23 protein-coding genes and 1 pseudogene are annotated in these 26,294 nt (G+C 72.4%); 15 read left to right on the top strand and 9 right to left on the bottom strand.

Features of this window, described 5'->3' with window-relative positions:
* Nucleotides 1–50 precede the first annotated feature (50 nt).
* Entirely contained in the window at nucleotides 51–800 is a 750-nt protein-coding gene (locus AB0J46_RS30595) for a WecB/TagA/CpsF family glycosyltransferase (RefSeq protein ID WP_364337700.1), read from the top strand.
* Here the strand turns inward: AB0J46_RS30595 and AB0J46_RS30600 are convergent.
* The 6 genes from AB0J46_RS30600 to AB0J46_RS30625 are packed head-to-tail and all read right to left on the bottom strand — an operon-like array spanning nucleotide 790 to nucleotide 7,237.
* Nucleotides 790–1,680: a sulfotransferase gene (locus AB0J46_RS30600; protein ID WP_358294541.1), complete on the bottom strand. Its 891-nt coding sequence runs from the start codon at nucleotides 1,678–1,680 to the stop codon at nucleotides 790–792. The two genes, AB0J46_RS30595 and AB0J46_RS30600, sit on opposite strands and share 11 nt — an antisense overlap.
* On the bottom strand, nucleotides 1,677–2,930 hold the full coding sequence (locus tag AB0J46_RS30605; RefSeq protein WP_364337701.1) for a lipopolysaccharide biosynthesis protein: 1,254 nt from the start codon (nucleotides 2,928–2,930) through the stop codon (nucleotides 1,677–1,679). The genes AB0J46_RS30600 and AB0J46_RS30605 overlap by 4 nt, the downstream gene beginning before the upstream one ends.
* On the bottom strand, nucleotides 2,918–3,772 hold the full coding sequence (locus tag AB0J46_RS30610; RefSeq protein ID WP_364337702.1) for a sulfotransferase domain-containing protein: 855 nt from the start codon (nucleotides 3,770–3,772) through the stop codon (nucleotides 2,918–2,920). Before AB0J46_RS30610 ends, AB0J46_RS30605 begins: the two co-directional genes overlap by 13 nt.
* Nucleotides 3,769–4,665 carry a hypothetical protein gene (locus AB0J46_RS30615; protein WP_364337703.1) on the bottom strand — a complete coding sequence of 299 codons (897 nt, stop codon included), beginning with the start codon at nucleotides 4,663–4,665 and terminating at the stop codon, nucleotides 3,769–3,771. Before AB0J46_RS30615 ends, AB0J46_RS30610 begins: the two co-directional genes overlap by 4 nt.
* Complete coding sequence (locus AB0J46_RS30620; protein WP_364337704.1) at nucleotides 4,662–5,927, bottom strand: hypothetical protein; 1,266 nt, start codon at nucleotides 5,925–5,927, stop codon at nucleotides 4,662–4,664. The genes AB0J46_RS30615 and AB0J46_RS30620 overlap by 4 nt, the downstream gene beginning before the upstream one ends.
* Nucleotides 5,924–7,237 carry a Wzz/FepE/Etk N-terminal domain-containing protein gene (locus tag AB0J46_RS30625; protein WP_364337705.1) on the bottom strand — a complete coding sequence of 438 codons (1,314 nt, stop codon included), beginning with the start codon at nucleotides 7,235–7,237 and terminating at the stop codon, nucleotides 5,924–5,926. Before AB0J46_RS30625 ends, AB0J46_RS30620 begins: the two co-directional genes overlap by 4 nt.
* Nucleotides 7,238–7,621: 384 nt before the next feature.
* Between AB0J46_RS30625 and AB0J46_RS30630 the strand changes: the two genes are divergently transcribed.
* A complete protein-coding gene (locus AB0J46_RS30630) occupies nucleotides 7,622–8,641 on the top strand; it encodes a hypothetical protein (RefSeq protein WP_364337706.1) in 1,020 nt (339 codons plus the stop codon).
* 14 nt (nucleotides 8,642–8,655) lie between these two features.
* On the opposite strand, the gene AB0J46_RS30635 is transcribed toward AB0J46_RS30630, so the two are convergent.
* From AB0J46_RS30635 to AB0J46_RS30645, 3 genes are all read right to left on the bottom strand, one after another.
* Entirely contained in the window at nucleotides 8,656–9,573 is a 918-nt protein-coding gene (locus AB0J46_RS30635) for a sulfite exporter TauE/SafE family protein (protein WP_364337707.1), read from the bottom strand.
* Nucleotides 9,570–10,784, bottom strand: a complete 1,215-nt coding sequence (gene cysC / locus AB0J46_RS30640; protein ID WP_364337708.1) for an adenylyl-sulfate kinase — start codon at nucleotides 10,782–10,784, stop codon at nucleotides 9,570–9,572. Before cysC ends, AB0J46_RS30635 begins: the two co-directional genes overlap by 4 nt.
* 69 nt (nucleotides 10,785–10,853) lie before the next feature.
* Nucleotides 10,854–11,573: a methyltransferase domain-containing protein gene (locus AB0J46_RS30645; protein ID WP_358294524.1), complete on the bottom strand. Its 720-nt coding sequence runs from the start codon at nucleotides 11,571–11,573 to the stop codon at nucleotides 10,854–10,856.
* Nucleotides 11,574–11,635: 62 nt separating this feature from the next.
* On the opposite strand from AB0J46_RS30645, the gene AB0J46_RS30650 reads away from it, so the two are divergent.
* The 13 genes and pseudogenes from AB0J46_RS30650 (at nucleotide 11,636) to AB0J46_RS30710 (ending at nucleotide 26,231) form a co-directional block, all read left to right on the top strand.
* Nucleotides 11,636–12,007 carry a signal peptidase I gene (locus AB0J46_RS30650; protein ID WP_358294522.1) on the top strand — a complete coding sequence of 124 codons (372 nt, stop codon included), beginning with the start codon at nucleotides 11,636–11,638 and terminating at the stop codon, nucleotides 12,005–12,007.
* 75 nt (nucleotides 12,008–12,082) lie between these two features.
* Complete coding sequence (gene mfd / locus AB0J46_RS30655) at nucleotides 12,083–15,583, top strand: transcription-repair coupling factor (RefSeq protein WP_364337709.1); 3,501 nt, start codon at nucleotides 12,083–12,085, stop codon at nucleotides 15,581–15,583.
* Nucleotides 15,584–15,606: 23 nt separating this feature from the next.
* Nucleotides 15,607–16,203, top strand: a pseudogene (locus AB0J46_RS30660) (SurA N-terminal domain-containing protein); the annotation flags it as partial.
* 4 nt (nucleotides 16,204–16,207) lie between these two features.
* A complete protein-coding gene (locus tag AB0J46_RS30665) occupies nucleotides 16,208–17,140 on the top strand; it encodes a MazG family protein (protein ID WP_364337710.1) in 933 nt (310 codons plus the stop codon).
* A 75-nt stretch (nucleotides 17,141–17,215) separates the two neighbouring features.
* A complete protein-coding gene (locus AB0J46_RS30670; protein ID WP_364337711.1) occupies nucleotides 17,216–19,132 on the top strand; it encodes a protein kinase in 1,917 nt (638 codons plus the stop codon).
* A 177-nt stretch (nucleotides 19,133–19,309) separates the two neighbouring features.
* Entirely contained in the window at nucleotides 19,310–20,587 is a 1,278-nt protein-coding gene (gene eno, locus AB0J46_RS30675) for a phosphopyruvate hydratase (protein WP_364337712.1), read from the top strand.
* Nucleotides 20,588–20,658: 71 nt separating this feature from the next.
* On the top strand, nucleotides 20,659–21,069 hold the full coding sequence (locus AB0J46_RS30680) for a septum formation initiator family protein (RefSeq protein WP_352323568.1): 411 nt from the start codon (nucleotides 20,659–20,661) through the stop codon (nucleotides 21,067–21,069).
* A complete protein-coding gene (locus AB0J46_RS30685) occupies nucleotides 21,059–21,547 on the top strand; it encodes a DUF501 domain-containing protein (protein ID WP_364337713.1) in 489 nt (162 codons plus the stop codon). Before AB0J46_RS30680 ends, AB0J46_RS30685 begins: the two co-directional genes overlap by 11 nt.
* Complete coding sequence (locus AB0J46_RS30690) at nucleotides 21,538–22,485, top strand: Ppx/GppA phosphatase family protein (RefSeq protein WP_358294514.1); 948 nt, start codon at nucleotides 21,538–21,540, stop codon at nucleotides 22,483–22,485. Before AB0J46_RS30685 ends, AB0J46_RS30690 begins: the two co-directional genes overlap by 10 nt.
* A 188-nt stretch (nucleotides 22,486–22,673) precedes the next feature.
* Nucleotides 22,674–24,095, top strand: coding sequence for a hypothetical protein (locus tag AB0J46_RS30695; protein WP_364337714.1), 1,422 nt, complete (start codon nucleotides 22,674–22,676; stop codon nucleotides 24,093–24,095).
* An 88-nt stretch (nucleotides 24,096–24,183) separates the two neighbouring features.
* A complete protein-coding gene (locus tag AB0J46_RS30700) occupies nucleotides 24,184–24,510 on the top strand; it encodes a PadR family transcriptional regulator (protein ID WP_352323564.1) in 327 nt (108 codons plus the stop codon).
* On the top strand, nucleotides 24,507–25,418 hold the full coding sequence (locus tag AB0J46_RS30705; protein ID WP_364337715.1) for a hypothetical protein: 912 nt from the start codon (nucleotides 24,507–24,509) through the stop codon (nucleotides 25,416–25,418). The genes AB0J46_RS30700 and AB0J46_RS30705 overlap by 4 nt, the downstream gene beginning before the upstream one ends.
* An 18-nt stretch (nucleotides 25,419–25,436) precedes the next feature.
* Nucleotides 25,437–26,231, top strand: coding sequence for a uracil-DNA glycosylase (locus AB0J46_RS30710; RefSeq protein WP_364337716.1), 795 nt, complete (start codon nucleotides 25,437–25,439; stop codon nucleotides 26,229–26,231).
* Nucleotides 26,232–26,294 lie beyond the last annotated feature (63 nt).

The raw sequence follows: 26,294 nt of genomic DNA on the forward strand, positions 1-26,294 counted from the left end.
TGGGTCGCGGGCCTGCCGAGGCCGGGCGTCGAGGACGTCCCGGGGAACGCGTGCGGGTCGGTGGCGTCGGGCTGGACGTCGTCACCGAGGCCGACGTGGTGCGCTGGGTGGCGGCCGAGGCCGCGGCCGGACGGGGCGGCCGCATCGTGACGCCCAACGTCGACATCTGCCGGGCCGTCGCCCGCGACCCCGCCCTGCAGGAGCTCGTGGGCTCGGCCGAGATCGTGGTGGCCGACGGCATGCCGCTGGTGTGGGCGGCCAGGCTGCTCGGCACCCCGCTGCCCGAACGGGTCACCGGCGCCGACCTGATCTGGTCGCTCAGCGAGGTGGCCGCGGCCCGTAACTGGCCGGTCTACCTGCTCGGCGGGCCGCCGGGGGTGGCCGAACTGGCCGCCGACGAGCTCAGGAGCTGCCGTCCAGGGCTGAAGGTGGCGGGGGTGCACGCGCCGCCGTACCGCTTCGACGACACGGCGGAGGGGAGGGAGCGGGTGCGGCGCCGGGTGGTCGCGGCGCGGCCCCGCCTGGTGTTCGTCGGGCTGGGCTTCCCCCGGCAGGACCTGCTCATCGCCGAGCTGCGCGAGGAGCTGCCGCAGGCGTGGTTCGTGGGCTGCGGGGCGGCCATCGCCTTCGCCGCCGGCACGGTCCAGCGGGCGCCGCGCTGGATGCGGCGGGCCGGGCTGGAGTGGGCGTTCCGGCTGATGAGCGAGCCCGGCCGGCTGGCGCGGCGCTATCTCGTGGACGACCTCCCCTTCGCGGTACGCCTGCTCGCCGGTTGCCTGCTGACCAGGCTCAGGCGGTGAGGGCCCGGACCCGGGCCGCCTCCGCCGGGGTGAGCCCCCGGGCCGCCGTGGCGAGGGCGTGACGGGAGTCCATCGGACGGAAGGCCGTACGGGACAGCCCCGACCACGCGAACGCCGCCGACCGGCGGGACGGCGTGGTGCAGGCCCGGACGATCCGGCGTTCGGCGGACGGTGACCACGGCAGGCCCGCGTGGGCGTAGAGACCCCGGAAACCGGCGACCGGATCCTCGGCCAGCGACTCGTACGAGGCGACCAGGACGCCGGGCGTGGCGGCCAGCACCGACCGCGCGGCCCGCCACAGAGCGGCGGTCGTGGCCAGGTCGTCGGCGGAGCCGAGCAGCCGATGCAGGCCCAGCAGCCCGGGATGGTCGCGGACGAGCAGCGGCTGGCCGAGCAGGTCGCCGACGTCGAACCGCCACCCGAGACGACGCCAGCTCGCCACGAACGACACCGGATCGCGGACGAGGACGATGACCGCGCACCCCAGCCGCCGCGCGAACCAGCCCGCCGACAACACCGCGAACGGGTCGTCGAGCAGCGCCCGCCGCCCAGCCAGGCGGCCGAACGCGAACGCGGTGCCGTAGCGCGCCAGCCGGGCCAGGTCGTAGGGGGAGCGGTTGGCGCGCAGCTCGGCGAGCCAGTGATAGCGCAGGGCGACCGTGTCGCGGAAGGCAGGCAGGAAGTCGGCGGCGTTGTCGTCGCAGATGTACTGGAACCGGTGGGCGACCTCGGCCCGCAGCACGCCGGGGCAGCGGCCGGGCGGGTGCTGCGGGTTGAGCGGCTCGTTGACGTAGACCAGGCCGCCGCCGGCGGTGAGCATCTTGCCGGCCCAGCTCGTGCCGCTCCTCGGCAGGCCGGTGACCAGGACGGGCGCGGTCACGTGGCCGCCGCCCAGGTGCGCGGGCGCAGGGCGGGCAGGGTGTGGCGGCCGAACGGGCGCAGGCCGTAGCGGTGGTGGAGCTGCCACAACGGCAGCAGGTTCTTCACGATCACCCCGCCCGACCAGCCGACGACCGCGCCGAACGCCCCCTGGGAGGGGATCAGGGCCAGGTCGAGCGCGACCGTGCAGGCGACCGCGGCCAGCAGGTTGAGCAGGCTGGCCAGGGTGTGGCCGGCGGCGGTCAGGACGACGTCGACCATGCCGCAGGCGGAGGCCACCAGCATGGTCCCGGCCAGGACGAGGGCGATGGGGGCGGCGGCGCCGTACGCGGGGCCGAAGACGCGCAGCAGCCACGGCGCGAGGACGGCGTAGCCCAGCCACACCGGCCAGGTCAGCAGGACCAGCCAGATCGTGGTGGCCTGGTACAGCTCGCGCGCCCGGCCGAGCTCCCCGTCGGCGAGCGCCCGGACCAGCCGTTCCTGCACGGCCTGCGCCAGCCCCTGGTTGGCGAGCTGCCCGACGACCCGGAACCGGGTGGCGGCCGTGTAGACCGCGGCCTGGGCCGGCCCGCCGAGCAGGGCGACGACCACGATGTCCAGCCGCTGGAACACCGCCTGGATGGCGCCCGCGGCGGACCGGGGCGCGGTGTACCGCCACAGGTCACGCCCGGTCCCCGGCAGGTACGGCGTGCGCGGCGCCCGTCCGCGCAGGTCGGCGAGGGCCAGGACGAGCAGCGGCAGGAAGGGCAGCGCCCAGGCCGCCGGCAGCCACTGCGGCGCGTGCGCGAGCGCCGCCCAGGTGACGAGCACGAGCTGCGCGGCGGGCAGCAGCACGCCGTCCAGCAGCACGGTGGGCCGCATCGAGCCGAAACCGCGGGTGGCGGCCAGCGCGATGTCGCCGAGCACGATGACCGGCAGGGCCCAGGCCAGCAGCCCGATGCGCGGCTCCAGCAGCACCCCGGCTGCGCAGGCGGCCAGCGCGCACGGCACCATGGCCGCCCGGAAATATCCGGAGATACCGCGATAGCCGTACGTCTTGGCCCGCGCGATGAAGTACACCAGGCCGTTGCCGGCGTCCAGTTTGGCGATGCCGGCCGCCATCAGCGCCAGGGCCGTCACGCTGAAGAACGCCCCCGCCTGCGCCGGGCTGAACGCCCTGGTCACCACCACCGCCACCAGGAACTGCGCCAGCGCGCTCACCCCGGCCCCGGTCAGCCCGGCGATCCCGCGCCGGACCATCACCGGCGCCACGACGGCTCACCGCCCAGCCAGCGCGTCAGCCGCGCGTCGTAGGGCTCGAAATGGTCCCTGAGCGCCTGTTCCAGCACCCGGGGCACGGGCCGGGGCAGCGGCCGGCCGTTGTGCCGCTCGAACGTCGGATAGCCCAGGTGCGGCACCGTCAGGAACTCCAGCACGCGGTCGTAGGCGGTCTCGGGCTCGGCGAAGAACCGGTGGCTGTCGAGCACCAGGATCCGGTCGCGGCCGAAGAGCGGTTCGAGGCGGTCGAGCTGGTCGGCGTACCGGCCGCGGGCCAGGTAGGCATGGTGGCGGTGGGAGTGGTGCTCGGAGAACGGCGACACGCGCAGGCTCTCCTCGGCCCCGGCCAGCCGCTCGGCCTCCAGCTCAAGGGCGGATTCGAGGTGCGACTCCGACTCGAAGCCCCGGGCCAGCTCGTGGGCGTGGGCCGAGCAGGCCCGCTCGACCGGGTCGCGGACCAGGACGATCAGCTTGACCCCGGGCAGGTCGGCGGCGATCCGCTCACCGGCCAGCGGATGGAACAGGTAGTAGGGGGACGACTCGAACGCCTGGGTGCGGCCGCCGTACCGGTGGGCCAGCAGCGCCGCGCCCGCACGCAGCGGGAAGTGCGCCTGGTACCAGGCCATCGGCCGGTGGTAGCCGACGTCGAAGTAGTGGACCCCCTTGTGCAGGACGGGCTTGAGCAGCAGCGGGTGCTGGGCCAGCGCGCGGTAGAGCGAGGTCGTGCCGCACCGCTGCGCCCCCACGATCAGGAACGACGGCAGCACCCGAGCGCTCGACGTGAACCGGCCCGCCAGGCGCGAGAAGGACAGCACCGGCCGCTTCATCGTCCTCATGGCAGCAGCTCCTCGTGGTCGACGGCCGGGTTGAGCCAGGTCTCGGGCGGGCCGAGCGGGCAGTGGCCGTCGGCGGCGTGCCGGTCGGCCAGCACGATGAGGTAGCGCAACGCCGTCCGCCTGGCCTCGGCCGACGACAGGCCGAGCGGGGCCAGCTCGCGGGGCGCCCTGGCCACGCAGGCGCGGGCCGCCGTGGGCGGGTCCATCCTGCGCAGGGCCCGCTGGAAGAGGTGGTGCGCGGCGTCGAGGCCGTAGGGGACGCCGGTCTCGTACCGCTCCCAGTCCCAGACGAGCAGCCGGCCGTCGGCGGAGGGGCAGATGTTCCACGGGGACAGGTCGCCGTGCCAGGCCGGGACCGGACCGCCGGTGGCGGCGATCTCCATGATCGCGGCGTGCAGCAGGGCCGGTGGCACCCGGCCGCGCCGTACGGGCAGCGGTGAGAGCGCCAGCACCGGCAGGCCGCGCCACTCGCCGTGGTGCAGCACGTCGGGCACGACGACGGTCTTCAGCGGCGCCGCGGCCAGCCCGCGCAGCGCGGCTGCCTCGCGGCCGACCAGCTCGCGGGCGAGCGGGCTGTCGCCGACCTTCACGTACGCCAGCAGCCGCCCCCCGGTACGGGCCTCCAGGACGGGCTTGCGGTTGGGCCGCAACGCCGGACGCACGTGGAGGACGACCTCCACGGGCGCGTCGAAGACCTCGCCCAGATAGGCCGCCACGGACCCCTCCAGCGGCACGGTGACCGCGCCCCCCACGTGCCACCAGCGCCGCGGGGCCAGCCGGCGGGGCAGCACCCGGTGCGGCAGCACCGAGTACGGCCGCGGCGACCCGGTACCGGGGAACAGCAGGCGCACGGTCTCGCGGAGGTATCCGAGCCGCGCGGAGGCGTCCTTCATGCGTTTCTCCACAGCAGGGCGAACGAGATGAGATAGAGGCTCAGCGGCGTCACCAGGCCGTCGTAGACGAACATGTAGAGCAGCACGAGACCCATCACCAGCACCCCGGCCAGCCCGATCGGGGAACGGTCGGCCCAGTGGCGGCGGATGGCGCCGAGGAAGAACGCCACGTAGAGGGCGGCCCCGGTGAAGCCCTGGGTGATCAGCAGCAGCCAGAGCTGCCCGTCGCTGCCGAGCGGCGGGTGCCCGCAGGCCGCGCACCACTGGGTCTTGCCCGTGGTGATCGAGCGGTGGTTGCCGAGCGAGTTGCGGGTGTTGCCGTAGCCGATGACCGGCGAGTGGCGGGCCGCGGCGACCGTGGCGGTCATCGTGAAGGCCCTGACGTCGTTGGAGTGCGGTTTGTCCAGCCGCTGGGCGAACACCGAGGCCAGCGGGCTGAGCGCGAACACCACCAGCCCGGCGGCCACCGCCCCGCACAGCACGATCCTGGTCCGGCCCGCCACCCGCACGATCAGGTACGCCACGGCCAGCCCGAGCCCGATCCACAGGCCGCGGTTGAGCGAGTACACGACCGGGACCGCGGCCAGGGCGATCACCAGCACCGCCAGCGCCCGGCGCCACCGCCCGCCGTACGTCCACCAGCCGACGACGAACCAGATCAGCAGCACCGACGCGTTGCTGCCCCACGCGTTGGCCCACTCGAAGGGCGCCTCCGGCCTGGGGGAGGAGTAGCCGAGCACCTTCTGGGTCTGGGCGGCCGTGGGATGGATGAGGTTCTGGACGAAGGAGTTCTCGCTGATCCAGCCGGGCAGCAGCAGCTCGACCGGCGAGGTGAAGGCGAAGTGCGGGACCAGGACGCCGAGCAGGCCGCCGGCGACCGTCGTCAGGAACAGCACGCCGAGCCAGCGCACCAGGCGCAGCTGCGGCAGCTCGCGCTCGGTCAGGTTGCCCAGGTAGAGCACCATGACCAGGACGGACACGTACAGGGCCAGGCGCATGGCCCAGCCGATCAGGCGGCCGGCGCTGAACCCGCCGTAGGTGCCGGGCGGCAGCTCGTCCAGCATCATCGCGCTCAGCAGGTAGCCGGCCAGCAGCAGCAGCCACAGGCCGAACCCGTGGGGGACCCGGACCGGCCGGCGCCGCCACAGGATCACCGCCATCGGCACGGCCAGGACGATCACCGACAGGCCGCCGAACCCCAGCGCCCACCAGATCGGGTAGCCGAGCAGGAGCGCCGCGATCGGCCAGGCTGGTCCTGTCACGGCTGCTTGCGCTGCCGGTGGTGGAACGACTGCATGGGCGTGGTCTCGGCAGCCAGGCTCACCTCCAGCTCGCCGGTGGCGACGAGCTTGCCGAGCGAGGTGTGGGTGCGCGGCTCCAGCAGCGGGACGAACTCCGGCACCGCGTCGGTCGCCGTCACCACGCCGACGACCGGCACGTCGTGCCGCTCCAGATGGCGGGCGGCCGCCGTCACCTCCGGCGAGGTGACCCGGCCCAGCCCGACCAGCAGCAGCGCCGCGTCGGCCCGCGCCAGGTCGCGGACGTCGGAGCCGTCGAGCACCGACAGCGGCGCGCTGATGGCCAGCGGCTCGGCCAGCGAGGAGGCGTAGAGGTCGGCGGGCAGCGACCGGACCAGCAGCCGCTGGCCGGGGCAGGCCGCGACCACGGCGCAGGCCAGCTCGTGCAGCACGCCGTGCTCGCGGGAGGCGGACAGGTCGGTCAGCACGGGCAGCCCGGTCAGCCGCTCGACGTCGGCGGCCGTGCGCAGCCGGGTGTCGAGCCGGTCGCGGGCGTAGGCCGCCGCGGCGCCGAGCAGCAGGCCGGCCATCAGGCCGGTGCCGAGGTAGAGCGGCAGGCTGGGGGAGCTCGGCCGGGTCGGCGGCAGCGCCTCGCTGATGACCGAGCCGGGGGTCACCGCGATCGTGCGCAGCGCGTCGTACTTGAGCGTCAGGCTGGCGGCCTGCCGGTTGAGCACGCTCTGGCGCTGGGTGGCGATGGCGTGCTCGGCGCTGCCCTTGGGCAGGCGGCCGACCTCTTTGATGGCCGCGTCGAGGCCGGTGTCGACCTGCTTGAGCTTGGCCAGCACCGCCTGCTGCCGCTCGGCCATCGCGGCCTGCGCGCTCTCGCGCCTGTTGGCCAGGTAGGCGTCGGCGTAGGCCCGCGACTGCGCGGCGGCGGCCACGGGATCGGCGTCGGTCACCGAGACCCACAACACGGCCGAGTTGGGCGGCACGGAGACCTCGACCGGCTGCGGCGCGGTGATCCGCAGGGCCTGGGCGACCCGCGCCGAGACGACCGCCGACTGGGCGATCTGGGCCTCGGTGTCGAGGTTGAGCGGCTCGCGCTGCCGGTTGCTCACCTGGTTGCCCTGGTCTTGACCGTCGACGGGGGTGACCAGGACCTGGGTGATCGCGGTGTAGGCCGGCGGGGTGGCCCGCAGCAGGGCGAGCCCGGCGGTGCCGCCGACCACGACGCAACCGACGAGCAGCAGCCACCGCCTGCGCAGCAGGGAGAGGTGCTCGTCCAGGTCGGCGCCCGGACGGCGCGCCTGGAAGTCCGGCGACGGGCTCATGGGGACGGTCTCCTGGAGGGGATGCGCGCTGTCGCGGATGGGCAACGCTGCGTCACTCGGCGCAGTGTGCGCCCACTATAGGCCGGACGGATATTACCCAAGTCGAATACTGAAGATTTTTTCCGGTACGGCCGCGAAGATGCCCCTTTTTGAATGGATATTTCCAGAAAATGTGGGTGGCAGGTCAGGGGTCGTGAACTGGGCAGACGAGCACACTGGCTGAAGTTCGAGGAATGGCATGGCAAGGTTCAGGTTTGATAGGCGGGGGTCCGTCGACAAGGGGGTTGGAAGGCGTTGCAGCTTCGGGGCTTTTCTCATTTCGCGTCTTTCGCGATGAAGTGTCACTTCGCGTCTTTCGCGACGAAAACCGCAATCACCTGCGCGGTGCTCGCCCTCCTGGCCGCCTGCTCGACGGCCGAGGGCGCGCCCGCCCGGGTCGACACCAGCACGGCCGAGCTGGCCGGTGCGCCCTCCTGTGCGGTCACCGCCAGGCTCATCCCCTCCTGCGGCGCCTGGTGGGGCGTGGCGCCCGAGGTCTTCACCGGCGCTCCGGTGGCCGAGGCGCTGCGCGGGGCCGAGTCGCGCATGGGCGCCGGCGCCGACGTGCTGCACGTCTACCATCGCGGCAGCGAGCTGTTCCCCACCCCGCAGGAGATCGGCCTGGCCCGCGACCCGGGCCGGCCCCGGCTGCTCATGATCAACTGGAAGCCGTCGCTCGACCGCACCTGGGCCGACATCGCCGACGGCGCCCTCGACCGGCGGATCGACCGCCTGGCCGACCACCTCAGACGCACCTTCCCCGAACGGTTCTTCCTCACCCTCCACCACGAGCCGGAGAACGACGTCGACGCCCGCTCTGGGTCCGGCATGCAGGCCAGCGACTACGCGGCGATGTTCCGGCACGTCGTGCTCAGGCTGCGCGAACGCGGGGTGAAGAACGCCGTGACGGTGATGACGTACATGGGGGCGCCCAACTGGGCGGCCAAGCCCTGGTTCGAGGATCTCTACCCCGGTGACGACGTGGTCGACTGGGTGGCCATGGACCCGTACGCCGACGACCGGGTGCGCGACTTCGACGGGCTGGTCAACAAGACCCGCAAGGAGTACGGAAGCTGGCCTGGGTTCTACCGGTGGATGCAGGCCCGCTTCCCCGGAAAGCCGGTCATGGTGGCCGAGTGGGGGGTGTTCGAGCGGCCCGCCGACCGGGCCTTCAAACGGCGCTTCTTCGAGTCGGTGCTGAGACAGATCAAGCGGTATCCGCAGATCAAGGCGTTGCTGTACTTCGACTCGCCGCAGGCGCCGCGCGGCAACACGAGCTTCGACTCCGATCCGGGCGCGGCCCGCGCCTTCACCCAGCTCGCCCGCGACCGCTACTTCCGCTCGACCCGCGTGCCGCGGCCCTGACGGTGTTCATGGCCTCACTGCGTGAGGCGGCTCGGTCGCCTCATGCCGCCGCCTTCCTCCGCTCTGGTCGCTGCGCTCCCGCCGCTCCTCCAGGCGACGGCACTCCCTCGCACCCTCCAGCCGACGACGGTGACGGCCGAGGCGAGGGCGAGGAGGGCGACGGTGAGGGTGTTGTTCACGTCCAGGAGCTTGAGCGCCGAGGCGAGCAGGACGATCGCCAGCAGGGCTCTGATCAGTCCGCCCGGGGCGCGTGAGGAGATCCGCGCGCCGAGGTAGACGCCGGGGATCGAGCCGATCAGCAGCGAGAGCGTGAGCTCCAGCTTGAAGTCGCCGAACATCAGGTGGCCGAGCGCGGCCGACGCGACCAGCGGCACGGCCTGCACCAGGTCGGTGCCGACGAGCTGGTTGGCCTTGAGCGCCGGATAGAGCACGAGCAGGGCCACGATGATCAGCGACCCCGATCCCACGGAGGAGACGCCGACCACGAGCCCGCCTACCGTACCGACCAGTAGGGTCGGGATTGGGCGCACGACGATCTCGTGGGCGTCCGACGAGCCGCCCCGCGCGCCGAGCCAGCCCTTGACCGCCATGCCGACGACGGCCAGCAGCAGCGCCACGCCCAGCGCGTACTTGACCGCGTCCGTCACGGCGAACGCGCGGGCCAGGAACACCCCGCAGAACGCGGCCGGCACCGACCCGGCGCACAACCAGCCGGCCAGCCGCAGGTTGACCGTGCCCCGCCGCAGGTGGACGACGCTGCCGACCGGTTTCATGATCGCCGAGGCGACCAGGTCGCTGGAGACCGCGGCCAGCGGCGGCACGTTGAAGAACAACATCATCATCGGGGTCATCAGGGCACCGCCGCCCATGCCGGTCAGGCCGACCACGATCGCGACGACGAAGGACCCGGCGACCAGTGCGAAGTCGATCAACGTACCCACCCTCCGGACTGCAGCGCCCCCAGGACCTGGGAGACGGCCGCCTCGATCGAGATGTGCGTGGTGTCGATCACCAGGTCGGCGTCGTCCGGCTCCTCGTAGGGGTCGGAGACGCCGGTGAACTCGGGGATCAGGCCGGCGCGGGCCTTGGCGTACAGGCCCTTGCGGTCGCGCCGCTCGCACTCCGCCAGCGGCGTGGCGACGTGCACGAGCAGGAAGTCGGCTCCGACGGACTCGACCGTCTCGCGCACCTCCTCGCGGGTGGCGGCGTAGGGGGCGATGGGGGCGCAGATCGCCAGGCCGCCGTGGCGGGCGGCCTCGGCCGCGACGAAGCCGATGCGCCGGATGTTCAGGTCGCGGTCGGCCTTGGAGAAGGTCAGGCCCTTGGACAGCAGGTGGCGCACGACGTCGCCGTCGAGGTAGGTGACGGTGCGGGTGCCGAGCTCCAGCAGGGCGTCGCGCAGGCCGCGGGCGATGGTGGACTTGCCCGAGCCGGACAGGCCGGTGAAGAAGACGACCAGGCCGCGGCGGTGGGGCGGGCCGGGGAGCGTGACGGGCTCGGGGCCCGCGTAGTGCTCGGTGGCGCCGTAGGCGGTGGCGACGTGCTCGCGCAGTTCGAGGTCGATCTCCGGCTCCGCGCGCGGCGCCAGGGGGACCGGGACCACGAGGGTGCCCTCCGGCAGTTGCGTCTTGGCGCGCAGCGCGGCGCGGACGACGCCGGGGCCCGCCTCGCCGTACGAGAGGGGGAGCAGCACGATCACCGCGTCGAGCTCCTTCGCGGTGGCGGTGATCTCGGTGAGGTCGTCGAGCGGCCCGCGCATCGTGACGGCCAGCGCGGGCCGGTCGCCGAGCTCGGCCCTGACCTCGGCGGGCGTGCGGCGCAGCCGGGCGAACGGGCCGTGCTCGGGCGCGCCGAGCGCCTTGAGCGGGCCCGAGGTCAGGCCGTCGGCCTCGCGCGCGGTCACGGTGAGCACGGCCAGCGGCAGGCCCTCGGGGTCGAGCAGCCGCACCTCGTCGCCGGGCGAGACCTCGGCGGGCAGGTGGAGGGTGACCGGCGCGGGCCAGGGGGTGCCGTCGGCGAGCGTGCCGCGCTCGTGCACGGCGTGCACGTCGTCGTGGCCCAGGAAGCCGGTCAGCGGCTCCAACGCCCCGGACAGCAGCAGCTCAAGGTCGGCCAGCTCGTGCGCGTCCGGGGTCCACTCCACGGTTCCGACATCCCAACTATTCCGATTGAATTGGTAGGAAAGGAGTCTATCGCTCGGACCGTCCTGTCGCTAGAGCAGCCGGGCGAAGTGATGCTGGGGCTTCCTGATCACCATGGTGATCTCGTCGTGGGAGGCGGGGTAACGCCCGCCGCTCAGCCGGTCGACCAGCGCGACGGCGGCGGAGCCGAGCCGGCCGGCGCGGGCCGGGCCGCTGACCCGGCGCTCGTCGTCGGTGATCATCAGGCCGCGGCTGAGACAGAAGGCGTGCATGCCGTCGCTGGAGGCCAGCGGCTCGTAGACGACGGGCAGCGGGCCCGGCGTGCCGGGGGTGACCAGCGTGCGCCACAACGCCCGGCGCAGCCACGACGGCGTGAGACGGTCGAGCAGCCCGTAGGCCGACTTCCTGTCGCGCATGCGCAGCAGCACCAGGCCGCCCGGGCGCAGCGACTGGAGCAGGCGGTCGAACACCAGCTCGGCGTGCTGGACGCGTTCGAGCAGGAACGACAGGTGGATCACGTCGTAGGCGCGGTGCTGGAGCGGCACGCAGCGCAGGTCGCCGAGCGACCAGGCCACCAGGTCGGCGCGCTCCTCCACGACGTCTCTGATGACCGGGTGGTCCTCGTCGGCGCCCGTGGCCCTGGCCTCCAGCGGCTCCACGTCGAGCGGCTCGTCGTGGGCGCACCCCGCGACGAGTATGTCGAGCCGCCGGCTGTACCGCCCGGCCCAGTGCTCGCGGATCCGTTGACCGAAGAGGTCGCCTCGCTGGGCGACTGATCGCACCTCAGACATGTCACCTACAGTAATCAATCGAGCCGTCTCGGTTACGCACTTCCCTGCTAGCGTCCTGCCCCGTGGACGGGCAGGTTTACGTGGGGAACGCCAATATCGACGCGGCCGGCGACCGGGGCTGGCTGCTCGGTCACTTCAAACCCTTCGGCGACCCAAGACACAGTGAAGAAGTCGAGATCAAGTGGGGCGTGCACCCGGCGGGCGACGAGCGCGCCCAGTGGGTCAGGGGCGAGGAGCGCACCGCCCTGCTCGTCCTGATCAGCGGCCGGTTCCGGGTGGAGCTGCCGGGGCGCGGCGTGCTGCTGACCGAGCCGGGCGACTACGTGGTCTGGGGCAAGGGCGTGGACCACTCGTGGGTCGCCGAGGAGGAGTCGGTGGTGCTCACCGTACGCTGGCCGTCGGTCCCCGGTTACCGGGTGCCGCACCCCGAGTAGGCTGGGTGGAGACCCCCGCGACCTGACCCGGCCGGGGGTAGTTGTGTTGCCGTCGTGGGGCTGTGGGCGTATCTGATGAGTCTTTCCGGACTGCTTGACCTTGTGGCCCTGGGGGCCGGGGCCGACCCGAAGCTGACCGCCGCGCTCGAAGAGGGCGGCGACGTCTCACTGATCGCGCCCTCGGCGTTGCGGCCGTTCGGCGTGGCCGCGCTGGCCGCGCACGATCAGCGCACCGTGCTGGCCGTCACCGCCACCGGCCGGGAGGCCGAGGACCTGGCGGCGGCGCTGACGAGCCTCCTCGAGCCGAGCTCGGTCGCGGTGTTCCCGGCCTGGGAGACGCTGCCGCACGAGCGGCTCTCGCCGCGCAGCGACACCGTGGGCCAGCGCCTGGCCGTGCTGCGCAGGCTGGCGCACCCGGTCAAGGGCGACACCGCCGCCGGGCCGCTCGGCGTGGTGGTCGCCCCGGTCAGGGCGCTGCTCCAGCCGATCGTCAAGGGGCTCGGCGACCTGGAGCCGATCAGGCTGCGGGCCGGCGACGACGCCGACCTCGACGAGGTGGTCGAGCGCCTGGTCACCAACGGCTACCACCGGGTCGACATGGTGGAGAAGCGCGGCGAGGTGGCCGTGCGCGGCGGGCTGCTCGACGTGTTCCCGCCCACCGAGGAGCATCCGCTGCGGCTGGAGTTCTGGGGCGACACGGTCGAGGAGATCCGCTGGTTCAAGGTGGCCGACCAGCGCTCGCTGGAGGCGGCCGAGGACGGCCTGTTCGCGCCGCCGTGCCGCGAGCTGCTGCTGACCGGCGAGGTCAGGGCGCGGGCGCGGGAGCTGGCGCAGGAGCATCCGGCCCTCGCCGAGGTGCTCGACCAGCTCGCCGACGGCATTCCGGTCGAGGGCATGGAGGCGTTCGCGCCGGTGCTGGCGGGGGAGATGGACCTGCTCCTCGACCACCTGCCGGTCCGGTCGGCGGTGTTCGTGTGCGACCCCGAGCGCATCAGGGGCCGGGCGGAAGAGCTCGTACGCACCTCGCAGGAGTTCCTGGAGGCGTCCTGGATCAACGCGGCGGCCGGCGGCGAGGCGCCGATCGACCTCGGCGCGGCGGCCTTCCGCACGCTGGAGGAGATCCGCGGCCACGCCGACGCGCTGGGCCAGCCGTGGTGGACGATGGCGCCGTTCGGCAACGGCGTCGAGCTCGACGCCCATGACTCCGAGGCCTACCGGGGCGACACCGCCAAGGCGCTGGCCGACATCAAGGGCTGGCTGGCCGAGGACAAGGCGGTCGTGCTGCTCAGCGAGGGCCACGGGCCGGCCGAGCGCATGGTCGAGCTGCTCAAGGGCGTCGACGTGCCCGCGCGGTTGCAGCGTTTCCTGGACAAGGCGCCCGAGCCCAAGGTCGTGCACGTCTCGACCGGCCTGATCGAGCACGGGTTCATCACGCCGCGCCTGGCCGTGCTCACCCACCTCGACCTGGTGGGCCAGAAGGCGTCCACCAAGGACATGCGCCGGCTGCCCTCGCGCCGCCGCAACATGGTCGACCCGCTCCAGCTCAAGGTCGGCGACCACGTCGTGCACGAGCAGCACGGCGTCGGCCGCTACGTCGAGATGGTCCAGCGCACGGTCCAGGGCGCGACCCGCGAGTACCTGGTCATCGAGTACGCCAAGGGCGACCGCCTCTATGTGCCCACCGACCAGCTCGACGAGGTCACCCGCTACGTCGGCGGCGAGGCGCCCACGCTCAACCGCATGGGCGGCGCCGACTGGGCCAAGGCCAAGTCCAAGGCCAAGAAGGCGGTCAAGGAGATCGCCGGCGAGCTGATCAGGCTCTACTCGGCCCGCATGGCCTCGCCGGGCCACGCCTTCGGCGCCGACACGCCGTGGCAGCGCGAGATGGAGGACGCCTTCCCCTACGCCGAGACCGGCGACCAGCTCGAAGCCATCGACGAGGTCAAGCGCGACATGGAGCGCGGCGTCCCGATGGACCGGCTGATCTGCGGCGACGTCGGCTACGGCAAGACCGAGATCGCGGTGCGGGCGGCGTTCAAGGCCGTCCAGGACGGCAAGCAGGTGGCCGTGCTGGTGCCGACCACGCTGCTGGTGCAGCAGCACATGTCCACCTTCACCGAGCGGTTCTCCAGCTTCCCCATCGCGATCAGGCCGATCTCGCGCTTCCAGACCGACGGCGAGGTCAAGGGCACGCTGGAGGGGCTGCGGTCGGGCGCGGTCGACGTCGTCATCGGCACCCACCGGCTGTTCAGCCCCGAGGTGCGCTTCAAGGACCTCGGGCTGATCATCATCGACGAGGAGCAGCGCTTCGGCGTCGAGCACAAGGAGGCCATGAAGCACCTGCGCACGCAGGTCGACGTGCTGGCCATGTCGGCCACGCCGATCCCGCGCACGCTGGAGATGGGCCTGACCGGCATCCGCGAGATGTCCACGATCCTCACGCCGCCGGAGGAGCGGCACCCGATCCTCACGTTCGTGGGGCCGTACGAGGAGAAGCAGATCGGGGCGGCGATCCGGCGCGAGCTGATGCGCGACGGCCAGATCTTCTTCGTGCACAACCGGGTGGCCTCGATCAACCGGGTGGCGGCGCGGCTGCGCGAGCTGGTCCCCGAGGCGCGCATCGCGGTCGCCCACGGCCAGATGAACGAGCACCAGCTCGAAAAGATCATGGTCGGCTTCTGGGAACGCGAGTACGACCTGCTCGTCTCCACCACGATCGTCGAGTCCGGCCTCGACGTGCCCAACGCCAACACGCTCATCGTCGACCGGGCCGACAACTACGGCCTGTCCCAGCTGCACCAGCTCAGGGGCCGGGTCGGGCGAGGCAGGGAACGCGGTTACGCGTACTTCCTCTACCCGCCGGAGAAGCCGCTGACGGAGACCGCGCACGAGCGCCTGGCCACCATCTCCCAGCACACCGAGATGGGCGCGGGCATGTACGTGGCGATGAAGGACCTGGAGATCCGCGGCGCGGGCAACGTGCTCGGCGCCGAGCAGTCGGGCTTCATCGCGGGCGTCGGCTTCGACCTCTACGTGCGCCTGATGGCCGAGGCCGTCCAGGAGCAGAAGGCGAAGCTGTCCGGGGCCGAGGTCCAGGAGGAGCAGCAGGACGTCAAGGTCGAGCTGCCCATCAACGCCCACATCCCGCACGACTACGTCACCTCCGAGCGGCTGCGGCTGGAGGCGTACAAGCGCATCGCGGCCATCACCACGCCGATCCACATCGACGAGGTCCGCGACGAGCTCACCGACCGCTACGGCAAGCCGCCGGTGGAGGTGGAGAACCTGCTGGAGGTGGCCCGCTTCCGGATCAAGGCGCGCTCGGCCGGGCTCACCGACGTCACGCTGCAGGGGCAGAACATCAAGTTCGGCCCGGCGCGGCTGCGGGAGTCGCAGCAGGTCAGGCTCGACCGGCTGTACAAGAAGGCGGTCTACAAGCAGGCGGCCGAGACGTTGCTCGTGCCGGTGCCCAAGACCAAGCCGCTGGGCGGGCAGCCGTTGCGCGACCTGGATCTGCTCAAATGGTGCGGCGACCTGGTCGAGGCGATGTTTCTTGAGCCCGCGCGGGTAAGCTAAGCGCGGTTTTTGTTCGGAAAGGGACGCATGTGAAGTCGATTCGAGTGGCTGTGGCCGCCGGTGCGGTAGGACTCGCCGCGCTGACCGCCTGCTCTTCGCCCATGGAGGCCGGAGCCGCGGCCGTGGTCGGGAGCGAGCGCATCTCGGCCCGCGACCTGACCAAGAACGTTCAGGAGTACGAGGCCGCCCTCAAGCGCGCCAACGTCTCGGCCGAGCAGCTCGGGGTGCCCGTCACCCAGTTCGTGCTCTACCGGATGGCGAACGAGAGCGCGTTCAGGCAGCTCGCGGCCAAGCACAACGTGCAGGTCAGCGAGAGCGAGGTCGACAACGCGCTCAAGGACCCGGGCCAGTACCAGTCGCCCGAGATCAACCTGATCGCCAGGGGCGTCAGCCCGGCCGACGCGCGTGGCTACCTGCGCGCGGAGCTGGGCGCGGTCAAGGTGCGCAACCAGCTCGGCGGCGCCCAGGACCAGGCCGCGCAGGAGAAGTTCGTCAAGGAGCTGACGAGCATCAAGCCGATCTACAGCCCGCGTTACGGCGAGTTCAGCCAGCAGGGCTTCGTCGATCCGGGCCGGTTCGGCAAGTCCTCCCAGCAGGCGCAGCAGCAACAGCAGGGCTAGCCCGATGCCGCTGATCGTCGTCACCACCTCGCCCAGGGTCGCGCCGGGCCTGCTGAGCGACCAGGCCTGGCAGGCGCTGCGCTCGGGGCCCGTGCTGACCGGCTCCGCCGGTCATCCGCAGCTTCCCTATCTGGCCGCCGCCGGGATCGAGGCGGAGGTCGTCGTGCCCGACGCGGTCGCGCTGTCCAGGCGGGCGGTGCGCGAGCGGGTCGTCTGGCTCGCCGGTGACGACGAGGACTTCATGCGCGCGATCGGGCGCGCGGCCATCGCGCTCGACGAGCCGCCGCTCATCGAGGTCGTGCCCGGCTCGTACGATCTGCCCGGCTCGCGGGTGCTCGACCTGGTCGCGGTGATGGACCGGCTGCGCACCGAATGCCCGTGGGACCGCAAGCAGACCCACGAGTCGCTGGTGCCGTACCTGCTGGAGGAGTCGTACGAGGTCCTGGAGACGATCGAGCAGGGCGACTACCCGGCGCTCCGCGAGGAGCTCGGCGACCTGCTGCTCCAGGTGGTCTTCCACGCCCGCGTGGCCGAGACGTTCGACATGGACGACGTCGCCGCGGGGATCGTCGAGAAGCTCGTCCGGCGGCACCCGCACGTGTTCGGATCGGTGCGGGCCGAGAGCGCGGACGAGGTCAACGACAACTGGGAGGCGATCAAGGCGGCCGAGCGGGCGGCCAAGGGCGGCGAGTCGTCGGTGCTCGACGGCGTCCCCATGGGCCAGCCCGCGCTCGCGCTGGCCGCCCAGCTGCTGCGCAGGGCCGAGCGGGCCGGTGCGCCCGAGGCGCTGGCGGCCGCGATCGGCCAGGGGGTGGCGCGCGAGCTGTTCGACCTCGTACGCCGGGCGCAGGAGGCCGGGGTGGACCCCGAGGCCGAGCTGCGCGCCGCGGCCCGTGCCTACCGCGACCGCGTACGCGCGTGGGAGTCCAACGCCTGACCGCCCTGCTTGTCGGAAGAAGTCACCAAATGCCAGGATCCTCGGGGGCTTGAACCGGCGAGCCGAGGGGGACTGGTGGTGGAGCTGAGACCGCTGCGCTCGGGGGAGCCGCGGGAGGTGGCGGGCTACCGCCTGCTCGGCCGGCTGGGCGACGGCGGCCAGGGGTCGGTGTTCCTCGGCCGCGACGCGGGCGGCGGCCACGCGGCCGTCAAGGTGCTGCATCCGCGCCTGCTCGGCGACGAGCGGGCCACCCGCCGGTTCCTGCGGGAGAGCACGACCGCCGCCAAGGTGGCGGGCGCGCGCACGGCGCGGATCTACGGCAGCGGGCTGGCCGAGGGGCGGCCGTACATCGTCAGCGAGTTCATCGACGGGCCGTCCCTGCACGACCTGGTCCTCGACGGCGGCCCGCTGACCGGCGGCGAGCTGGACCGGCTGGCGGCCGGCACGATCACGGCCCTGACCGCCATCCACGGCGCGGGCATCGTGCACCGCGACTTCAAGCCGAGCAACGTGCTGATGGGCCAGGACGGCCCCCGCGTGATCGACTTCGGCATCGCCAAGGACCTGGACGTCTCCACCACGGCGAGCAGCATCGTCGGCACGCCGGGGTACATGTCGCCGGAGCAGATCGCGGGGGAGAGCGCGACGGCCGCCTCCGACGTCTTCAGCTGGGCGGCCACCATCGGGTTCGCCGCCACGGGGGAGCCGCTGTTCGGCCGGGACTCCATCCCGGCCGTGATGAACCGGATCCTGCACGCCGAGCCGGACCTGCGCGAGGTGCCCGAGCCGCTGCGCGCGGTGCTGGCGGCGTGCCTGGCCAAGGAGCCGCAGGCGCGGCCGTCGGCCGACGACGTGCTGGCGCGGCTGCTGGGCCGTACGGCGCCACGCGGGCACGTCGGCGGGCATGCCCGTGGGCACGTCAGCGGGCACGTCCGTGGGCGGGCGCGGTCCGGGGCCGGTGAGGGGCGGGGGGCGGCGTCCGGCGGGCGTCCGGTGACGCGGCGGGGGTGGGCCGCCGCCGGGGTCGGCGTGCTCGTCGTCGTGGGGGTGGTGGCCGGGGCGCTGTGGCGGAACGCCGGTCTGCCCTCCGGCGGCCGGGACGGTGGGCAGGCGGCGGCGTTCGGCGTCGAGCTCGGCCCCGAGTTCGGGCCCGAGCCGGGGGCCCAGGTGGCGGCGATGGCCATCGGCCACCACAAGGGAGCGCCCGTCGTCGTCTACGCCGAGCGGTCGGGCAACTCGATCGAGGTGTGGGACCCGCGTGCCGGCGAGCGGCTCGACCGGCTCGCGAACGCCGGCCCCACGCCGGTGCGCTCGCTGCTGCTGGTCCCGGTGGGCGGCCGGCAGACGGCGGTCTGGACGGGCACGGACGGGGCCGTGCGGCGCTGGCGCATCGGGGACGCCCGCCCCGGCACGTGGCAGGCGGTGTGCCCGTCGGAGGCCAGCCTGGCGCCCGGCCAGTGGCGCACGCAGCCCGCGGTCGTGATCGGCTGCCGCGACGGCCGGGTCGTGACGCTCGACCTGGCCTCCAACCGCGTCGTCGCCAGCGCCAGGGCCGCCGCCGGCCCGGTCACCGCCCTGGCCTGGGACGAGGCCAGCGGCAAGGCCCTCGTCGGCACCGGCCGGGGCCTGGTGGGCGCGGCCGGCGGGCTGCTCGGCGAGGGCAAGGGCGAGGTGCGCTCGGTCGCCGCGCTCGGCGACGGCCACGCCGCCGTCACCACGGGCCGCTCGACCGCCGTGTACGACCTGGCCAGCGGCGCCTTCGTGCGCGGCTTCAGCACGGGCGCGGCGGGCGCCGGCGTCACGGCCGCGGGCGGCCGCCGGATGATCGCCGGCGGCGGCGACGGGGTCACCGTCTGGAACGCCGACCGCGGCGAGCGGCTGGGCGGCCTCGCGCCGGGCAGGAAGATCACCGCCCTGGCGGTGGGCGACGGGCTGCTGGTCGCCGCGACGGGCGGCCGCCTCCAGGCCTGGAGCCTGTCCCCGACCAGCTGACCCACGACGGGCCCGACGCCTGTCCTCGACGGGCTGGGCCGCGAGCGGCCCGACGCCTCTTGCGACCGGCTGACCGCGAGGGGGCCGACGTCCGGCGGCCGGACCGTGCCGTACCGGTGGCCCGGGGTACCGATAGGCTCTGATGGCATATTGCCTTTCGATTTAGGAGCGCAACCCGTGGCTACCATCGAGGTCGTTTACGCTCGCGAGATCCTCGACTCCCGGGGCAACCCCACGGTCGAGGTCGAGGTCGTGCTCGACGACGGCAGCAGCGGCCGCGCCGCCGTGCCGAGCGGGGCGTCCACCGGCCAGTTCGAGGCGGTCGAGCTGCGTGACGGCGGCAAGCGCTATGGCGGCAAGGGCGTGGAGAAGGCCGTGCTCGCCGTGACCGACGAGATCTTCGAGGAGATCAACGGGGTCGAGGCCGAGGACCAGCGCATCATCGACCAGATCATGATCGACCTCGACCGCACGCCCAACAAGGCCAAGCTGGGCGCCAACGCCATCCTGGGCGTCTCGCTCGCCGTCGCCAAGGCCGCGGCCGACAGCGCCGACCTGCCCCTGTTCCGCTACGTCGGCGGCCCCAACGCCCACGTGCTGCCCGTGCCGATGATGAACATCCTCAACGGCGGCGCGCACGCCGACACCAACGTCGACATCCAGGAGTTCATGATCGCGCCGATCGGGGCGGAGACGTTCCGCGAGGCCGTGCGCATGGGCACCGAGGTCTACCACGCGCTCAAGGGCGTGCTGAAGGAGAAGGGCTACGCGACGGGCCTGGGCGACGAGGGCGGCTTCGCCCCCAACCTGCCCTCCAACCGCGACGCCCTCGACCTGATCCTGGTCGCGATCGAGCGGGCCGGCTACGTGCCGGGCGAAGACGTGGCGCTGGCCCTCGACGTGGCCGCCTCCGAGTTCCACAAGGACGGCGTCTACACCATCGACGGCAAGGGCATCTCGGCGCAGGAGCTCATCGCCTTCTACGCGGACCTGGTCGCCAACTACCCGCTCGTCTCCATCGAGGACCCCCTCGACGAGGAGGACTGGGAGGGCTGGAAGGCCATCACCGAGGCCCTCGGCGACAAGGTGCAGCTGGTCGGCGACGACCTGTTCGTCACCAACCCCGAGCGGCTGGAGCGCGGGATCAACGCGGGCACCGCCAACGCCCTGCTGGTCAAGGTCAACCAGATCGGCACGCTGTCGGAGACCCTCGACGCCGTCGACCTGGCCCACCGCAACGGCTACCGGTGCATGATGAGCCACCGTTCCGGCGAGACCGAGGACACGACGATCGCCGACCTGGCGGTGGCGGTCAACTGCGGCCAGATCAAGACCGGCGCCCCGGCGCGGTCCGACCGCGTGGCCAAGTACAACCAGTTGCTGCGCATCGAGGAGCTTCTCGACGACGCCGCCCGCTACGCGGGTCGCGCGGCTTTTCCGCGGTTCCGGCGCTAGTTTCGACTGACGGTCCGCGGCCTGGGAATGTCTGACGGCCGCGGGCCGTACGTCGAAGGGGGTGTGCAGCATTGGCGAAGAGGCCGCAGCTGACCGGGCGGGCCGCCATCCTCGCGGTCGTGGTGTGCGCGATCGCGATGAGCCTGGCCTACCCTGTGCGCGAGTACATCAGCCTGCGCCGCAGCATCGCCGAGCTGCAGGCGGAGAAGGCCAGGGTCGAGGCCGAGCGGCAGACGCTGCTGGCCCGCGACCGGCAGAGCGACGATCCCAACTGGATCAAGCGCACCGCCAAGGAGCGGCTGCACTTCTGCGGCCCCGGCGAGAAGTGCTATGTGGTGATGGAGCCCGAGCAGGGCAAGGAGCAGACGGCCGTGAAGCAGCCCGTCGAGGTGCCGCCGTGGTACCAGACGCTGTGGGAGTCGGTGGAGGCGGCCGACAAGGGCACGGGCCGCAGAGCGGTGGAGAGCAGCAGTGGAAAGTGACGACGTCGAGGCGGTCCAGCGGCAGCTCGGCCGGCCGCCCAGAGGGCTGCGCGGGGTGGCCCACCGCTGCCCGTGCGGCAATCCCGACGTGGTGGAGACCGCGCCGCGGCTGCCCGACGGGTCGCCGTTCCCGACCCTGTACTACCTGACCTGCCCCAAGGCCGCCTCGGCCATCGGCACGCTCGAAGGCTCCGGCCTGATGCGCGAGATGCAGGCCAGGCTGGCGAGCGACCCCGACCTGGCGGCCGCCTACCAGGCCGCGCACGACGACTACGTCGCCAGGCGCGACAAGGCGGCCCACGACGAGGGCATGGAGCCGCTGCCCCGCGACATGCAGAGCACCGGCGGCATGCCGCAGCGGGTGAAGTGCCTGCACGCCCTGGTGGCGCACGAGCTGGCGGTGCCGGGGAGCAACCCGTTCGGCAGGGAGGCGCTCGACGCGCTCCCCGACTGGTGGAGTGACGGACCATGCGTGTAGCCGCCATCGACTGCGGCACCAACTCGGTGCGCCTGCTCATCGCCGACGTCCGCGACGACACGCTGCACGACGTCGAGCGGCGGATGGAGATCGTCCGTCTGGGGCAGGGGGTCGACCGCACCGGCATGCTGGCGCCCGACGCGCTGGAGCGCACGTTCAAGGCGATGCGTTCCTACCGGGAGCTGATCGACCGGCACGGCGCGGTCGCGACCAGGGTGGTGGCCACGAGCGCGACCCGCGACGCGGGCAACCGGCAGGAGTTCGCCGACGGCGTCCGCGAGATCTTCGGCGTGACGCCCGAGGTCGTGACGGGGGCGGAGGAGGCCGAGCTGTCGTTCAGGGGGGCGACCAGGGGCCTGCTGCGCATCTCGCCGGAGACCGAGATGCCGCAGGGCCCGCTGCCGCCCTACCTGGTGGTGGACATCGGCGGCGGTTCCACGGAGTTCGTGGTCGGCTCCGAGCACGCCGAGGCCGCGCTGTCGGTGGACATCGGCTGCGTCCGGCTGACCGAACGCCACCTGAGGGACGCCGGCGATCCGCCGCCGGCCCCGGCGCTGGAGGCCGTCGTCGCCGACATCGAGGCGGCCCTCGACCGGGTCGAGGAGGCGGTGCCCGTCGAGCGGGCGCACACGCTGGTCGGCCTGGCGGGCTCGGTGACCACGATCGCGGGCATCGCCCTCGACCTGCCGGCCTACGACTCCGAGCGCATCCATCACTCCAGGATCACCGCCGAAGAGGTTCACGAGGTGACGCGGCGGCTGCTCGCGATGACCCATGGTGATCGCGCGCGGGTTCCGGTGATGCATCCTGGGCGGGTTGACGTGATTGGCGCCGGTGCGCTAATTCTTGACCGGATCGTGCGTCGTTTTGCGTTTTCCCAGGTCGTCGTCAGTGAACACGACATCTTGGACGGAATCGCCTGGTCCCTCGCCGGCTGAGATAGCCAAATCCGGACATTTCCGATCTATGACCCGTGTTGAGCGTGCAATCACTATTGTGATTAGGTAAAGGCGCAAAACGGGGGCTTTGCCATATTGCTGTGCACGGAATGTGACGGCGTGGCGACCGTTCCCGAGCGCGTCTTTTCCCTCACGGAATGGAGCACTCTCACATGATGTCTGTTGGGTTGGCACGTAAGGCGGCGGCGTTCGGCGCCTCCGCCGCCGTGCTGGCCGCCATGGCAGCGGGCCTGGTAGCCAGCCCCGCTCAGGCGGCGACCTCGGCCGCGGCGGGCAAGGCCAGTACGGCCACCGCGGCCAAGTCCTCCAAGGTCTCGGTCACCGCACCGAAGGCCGCCGACCAGGACTACCAGGGTTCCTGCCCGGTCAAGGTCAACTTCTCGGCCAAGATCAACGTCCCGGTCAAGGGCAAGACCGAGCTCGCCTACCGCTGGCTCCACGGTGACGGGTCCAAGGGCAAGGTCCAGGTTGTCAAGCTCAAGGGCCACGGCACCAAGTCGGTCACCGTCAAGGAGTCGGTGACCTTCAAGGGTGACGTCAAGGGCTGGGAGGCCGTCCAGGTCCTCGGTCCGAAGAAGGTCACGTCCAAGAAGGGCTACTTCTCGGTCTCGTGTGTCGACCTCGGTGGCGTCCGTACGGACAAGGACGTGTCGGTCTCGGCTCGCGCCTGGGCCAACCCGTCGTCCTACGAGGGCGCCTGCACCCCGGGTGACAAGATCGACTTCACCGGTCTGATCAGCGTCAACCACCCGACCTGGGTCCGCTACCGCTGGATCCTGAACGGTGAGGTCGCCGACCACGGCAAGGTCAAGGTCTGGAACAAGCGTAAGGTCGGCTTCGGCATCTCCCCGCGTCACAGCCAGCGTGGCTGGGCGCAGCTCGAGATCGTCGGCCCCGACGACGCCCTGTCCAACCGCGCCTACTACAAGGTGTGGTGCAAGGACTCGACCCCCGCTCCCGCTGTCAAGGTGTCGGCCACCAACCTGGTGACGGCCACCAACCACAACGGCTGCAAGGTCGGCGCGCACGCCACGGTCAGCGCGACCGGCGCCGCGCGCGTCCAGTACACCTGGGCGGTCAACGGCGAGTCCGTGGCCAAGGGCGAGAGCGTCTTCGCGGGCAGCGGTTCCAAGACCGTCGAGCTCTCCGAGCAGGCGCTGACCGGCGAGGCCGCCAAGGGTGGCAAGATCACCCTGACGGTCACCGGCCCGAACAACAACGACTCGATCACGCAGTCGTACGCGGCGTGCGAGGCTCCCAAGCCCACCGCGTCCGTGTCGTCCGTGTCGGTCACCAACACCCGCACCGACATGTGCAAGGACAACCGTGGTCCCGGCGTGGACTTCTCGGCCACCCTGCACAGCACCGGCCCGACCACCGTCAAGTACTACTGGGTGGTCAACGGCGTCAAGGACGTCAACGTCCTTGAGCGTCAGGTCAACGGCGACCTCGCCGTGACCTGGGGCGTCGGTGGCACGCAGAACAGCAAGGAGACGAAGGGCACCATCGAGCTCGTCGTCGTCAGCCCGAACGCCGCCTCGTCGGGCGTCGCCAACTACTCGGCGACCTGCCCCAAGGCCGACGCCTAAGCTGATCATGTGACCGGGCGGCACCCTTCCGGGAGCCGCCCGGTTCTCTTGTTGCCACTACTGTGCTTTGCACAGTACTCTGCTTCGCGTGGATAGCAGCCAGTTGCTCAAGGGCGTGCTCGACCTGGCCGTGCTGGCCGTGCTCGCCGAGCGCGACGGCTACGGCTACGACGTCGTGCGCCGGCTCAGGGAGGCGGGCCTGGAAGAGGTGGGCGACGCCTCCGTCTACGGCACGCTGCGCCGCCTGTTCAAGGCCGGCGCGCTCAACTCCTACGTCGTGGCCTCCGACGAGGGACCCCACCGCAAGTACTACGGGCTCAACGAGGTCGGCCGCACCCTGTACGCCACCTCCGCCAAGCGGTGGGCGTCGTTCGCGGCCACCATGGATTCCCTGCTCAAGGAGGGCCACGCATGACCACGCCGGAACAGTACGCGCAGGCCGTCCGCGACGCCCTGGCCGGTCACCCCGACCGCGAGGAGCTGATCGAGGACCTCGACGACCATCTGGCCGAGATCGCGGCCGAGTCCGACCTGCCGCTGGAGGATCGGCTCGGGCCGCCCGCCGCGTACGCGGAGGAGCTGGTGGCCGCCTACGGAGGGCGTCCCCAGAGCGGGCGGAGCCGTCGTCCGCGGCCGCGCGCGTGGGCGGCGCGGGCGCATGCCGGGCTGCTGCGGCACAAGCCGTACCGGAGCTTCGTGGCCTTCCTGCCCGAGCTGCGGCCCGGCTGGTGGGTGCTGCGCGGCTACCTGCTGGCCATGCTGCTGCTGGCGATCACGGCGGGCGGCGGCGTCGTGCCGGGGAACCTGGCGGAGTGGGCGCTCGTGGCGGTGGCGGTGTGGGTCTCGGTGTGGTTCGGCCGGGCCCGCGGGGGGCGTTTCGCCGCGCTGCTGGCCACCGGCGTCAACGTGCTGGCGGGGCTGGCGCTGCTCGCCGGCATGGCGACGGTCTCCGACCGGGACGACCAGCCGGTCGCGATGGCGGCGCCGGCCGACGTGATGCTGGTCGGCGGCGGCCTCGACGTCTACAACATCAAGCCGTACGCCAAGGACGGCAGCCCGCTGACCGACGTCTACCTCTACGACCAGGACGGCAAGCCGATCACGGTCAGCCCCGAGGACCACGGGTACATGGTCGACCGGTCCTGCGGCGAGCCGGTGCTCAACCGCTACCCGCTGCCGCTGGTCCAGCAGCAGGAGATGATGGCCGACAACGGCATGCCCACGGCCACGCCCGCCGCGTGCCCGACGGCCTCCACGGCGCCCCTCGCCCCCTCGGCGACGCCCACGCCGACCGCCACGCCCGTGCCCGAGAGGACGAGGTGATCGGGCACCATCGGTGTCATGAGCTTCGTACCACCCGGCACCGGCTGGCCCGGCGATCCCGCCACCCCTGACACCCCGGTGGCCCATGACCCCGCGGACGTGCGCCGCCTCGCCTCCACCACCGGCACCCTCGCGGAGCTCACGGCCGCGCAGTCCGTCTGCCGCGCCTGCCCGCGTCTGGTGGAGTGGCGCGAGGAAGTGGCGCGCGTGCGGCGGCGCGCGTTCGCGGACGAGACGTACTGGGGCCGTCCCGTGCCCGGGTGGGGGGCCGAGCGGCCGAAGGTGCTGCTGGTCGGCCTGGCCCCGGCGGCCCACGGGGGCAACAGGACGGGTCGCATCTTCACCGGCGACCGCAGCGGCGACTGGCTGTTCGCCTCGCTCCACCGCTGCGGCCTGGCGGCCAAGGAGACCAGCACGTACGCCGGCGACGGCCAGGAGCTCATCGACACCAGGGTGCTGGCGTCGGTGCGCTGCGCGCCTCCGGCCAACAAGCCCACGCCGGAGGAGAAGGCCGCCTGCTTCCCGTGGATGGCGCGCGAGGTGGCGATGGTGGCGGAGAGCGTACGGGCGGTGGTGGCGCTCGGCGGGTTCGCCTGGCAGGCCATGTGGCCCGCGCTCAAGGACGCCGGCTACGAGCTGCCGCGCACCCGCCCCCGGTTCGGCCACGGCGTCGAGGTCGAGGTCCGGCACGACGCCGCACCCGTCACCCTGATCGGCTGCTACCACCCCAGCCAGCAGAACACCTTCACCGGCCGCGTCACCGCCCAGATGCTGGACGACGTCTTCCTCCGGGCCAGGTCACTGGCGGTGTGACGCGTCCCACCATCCCCGGGTTGGACTCTCCGGAAGGCGCCGACGTAAGCTTGTGAATGCTTT

The organism is Nonomuraea sp. NPDC049758 (assembly GCF_040674635.1).
Lineage (GTDB): Bacteria > Actinomycetota > Actinomycetes > Streptosporangiales > Streptosporangiaceae > Nonomuraea.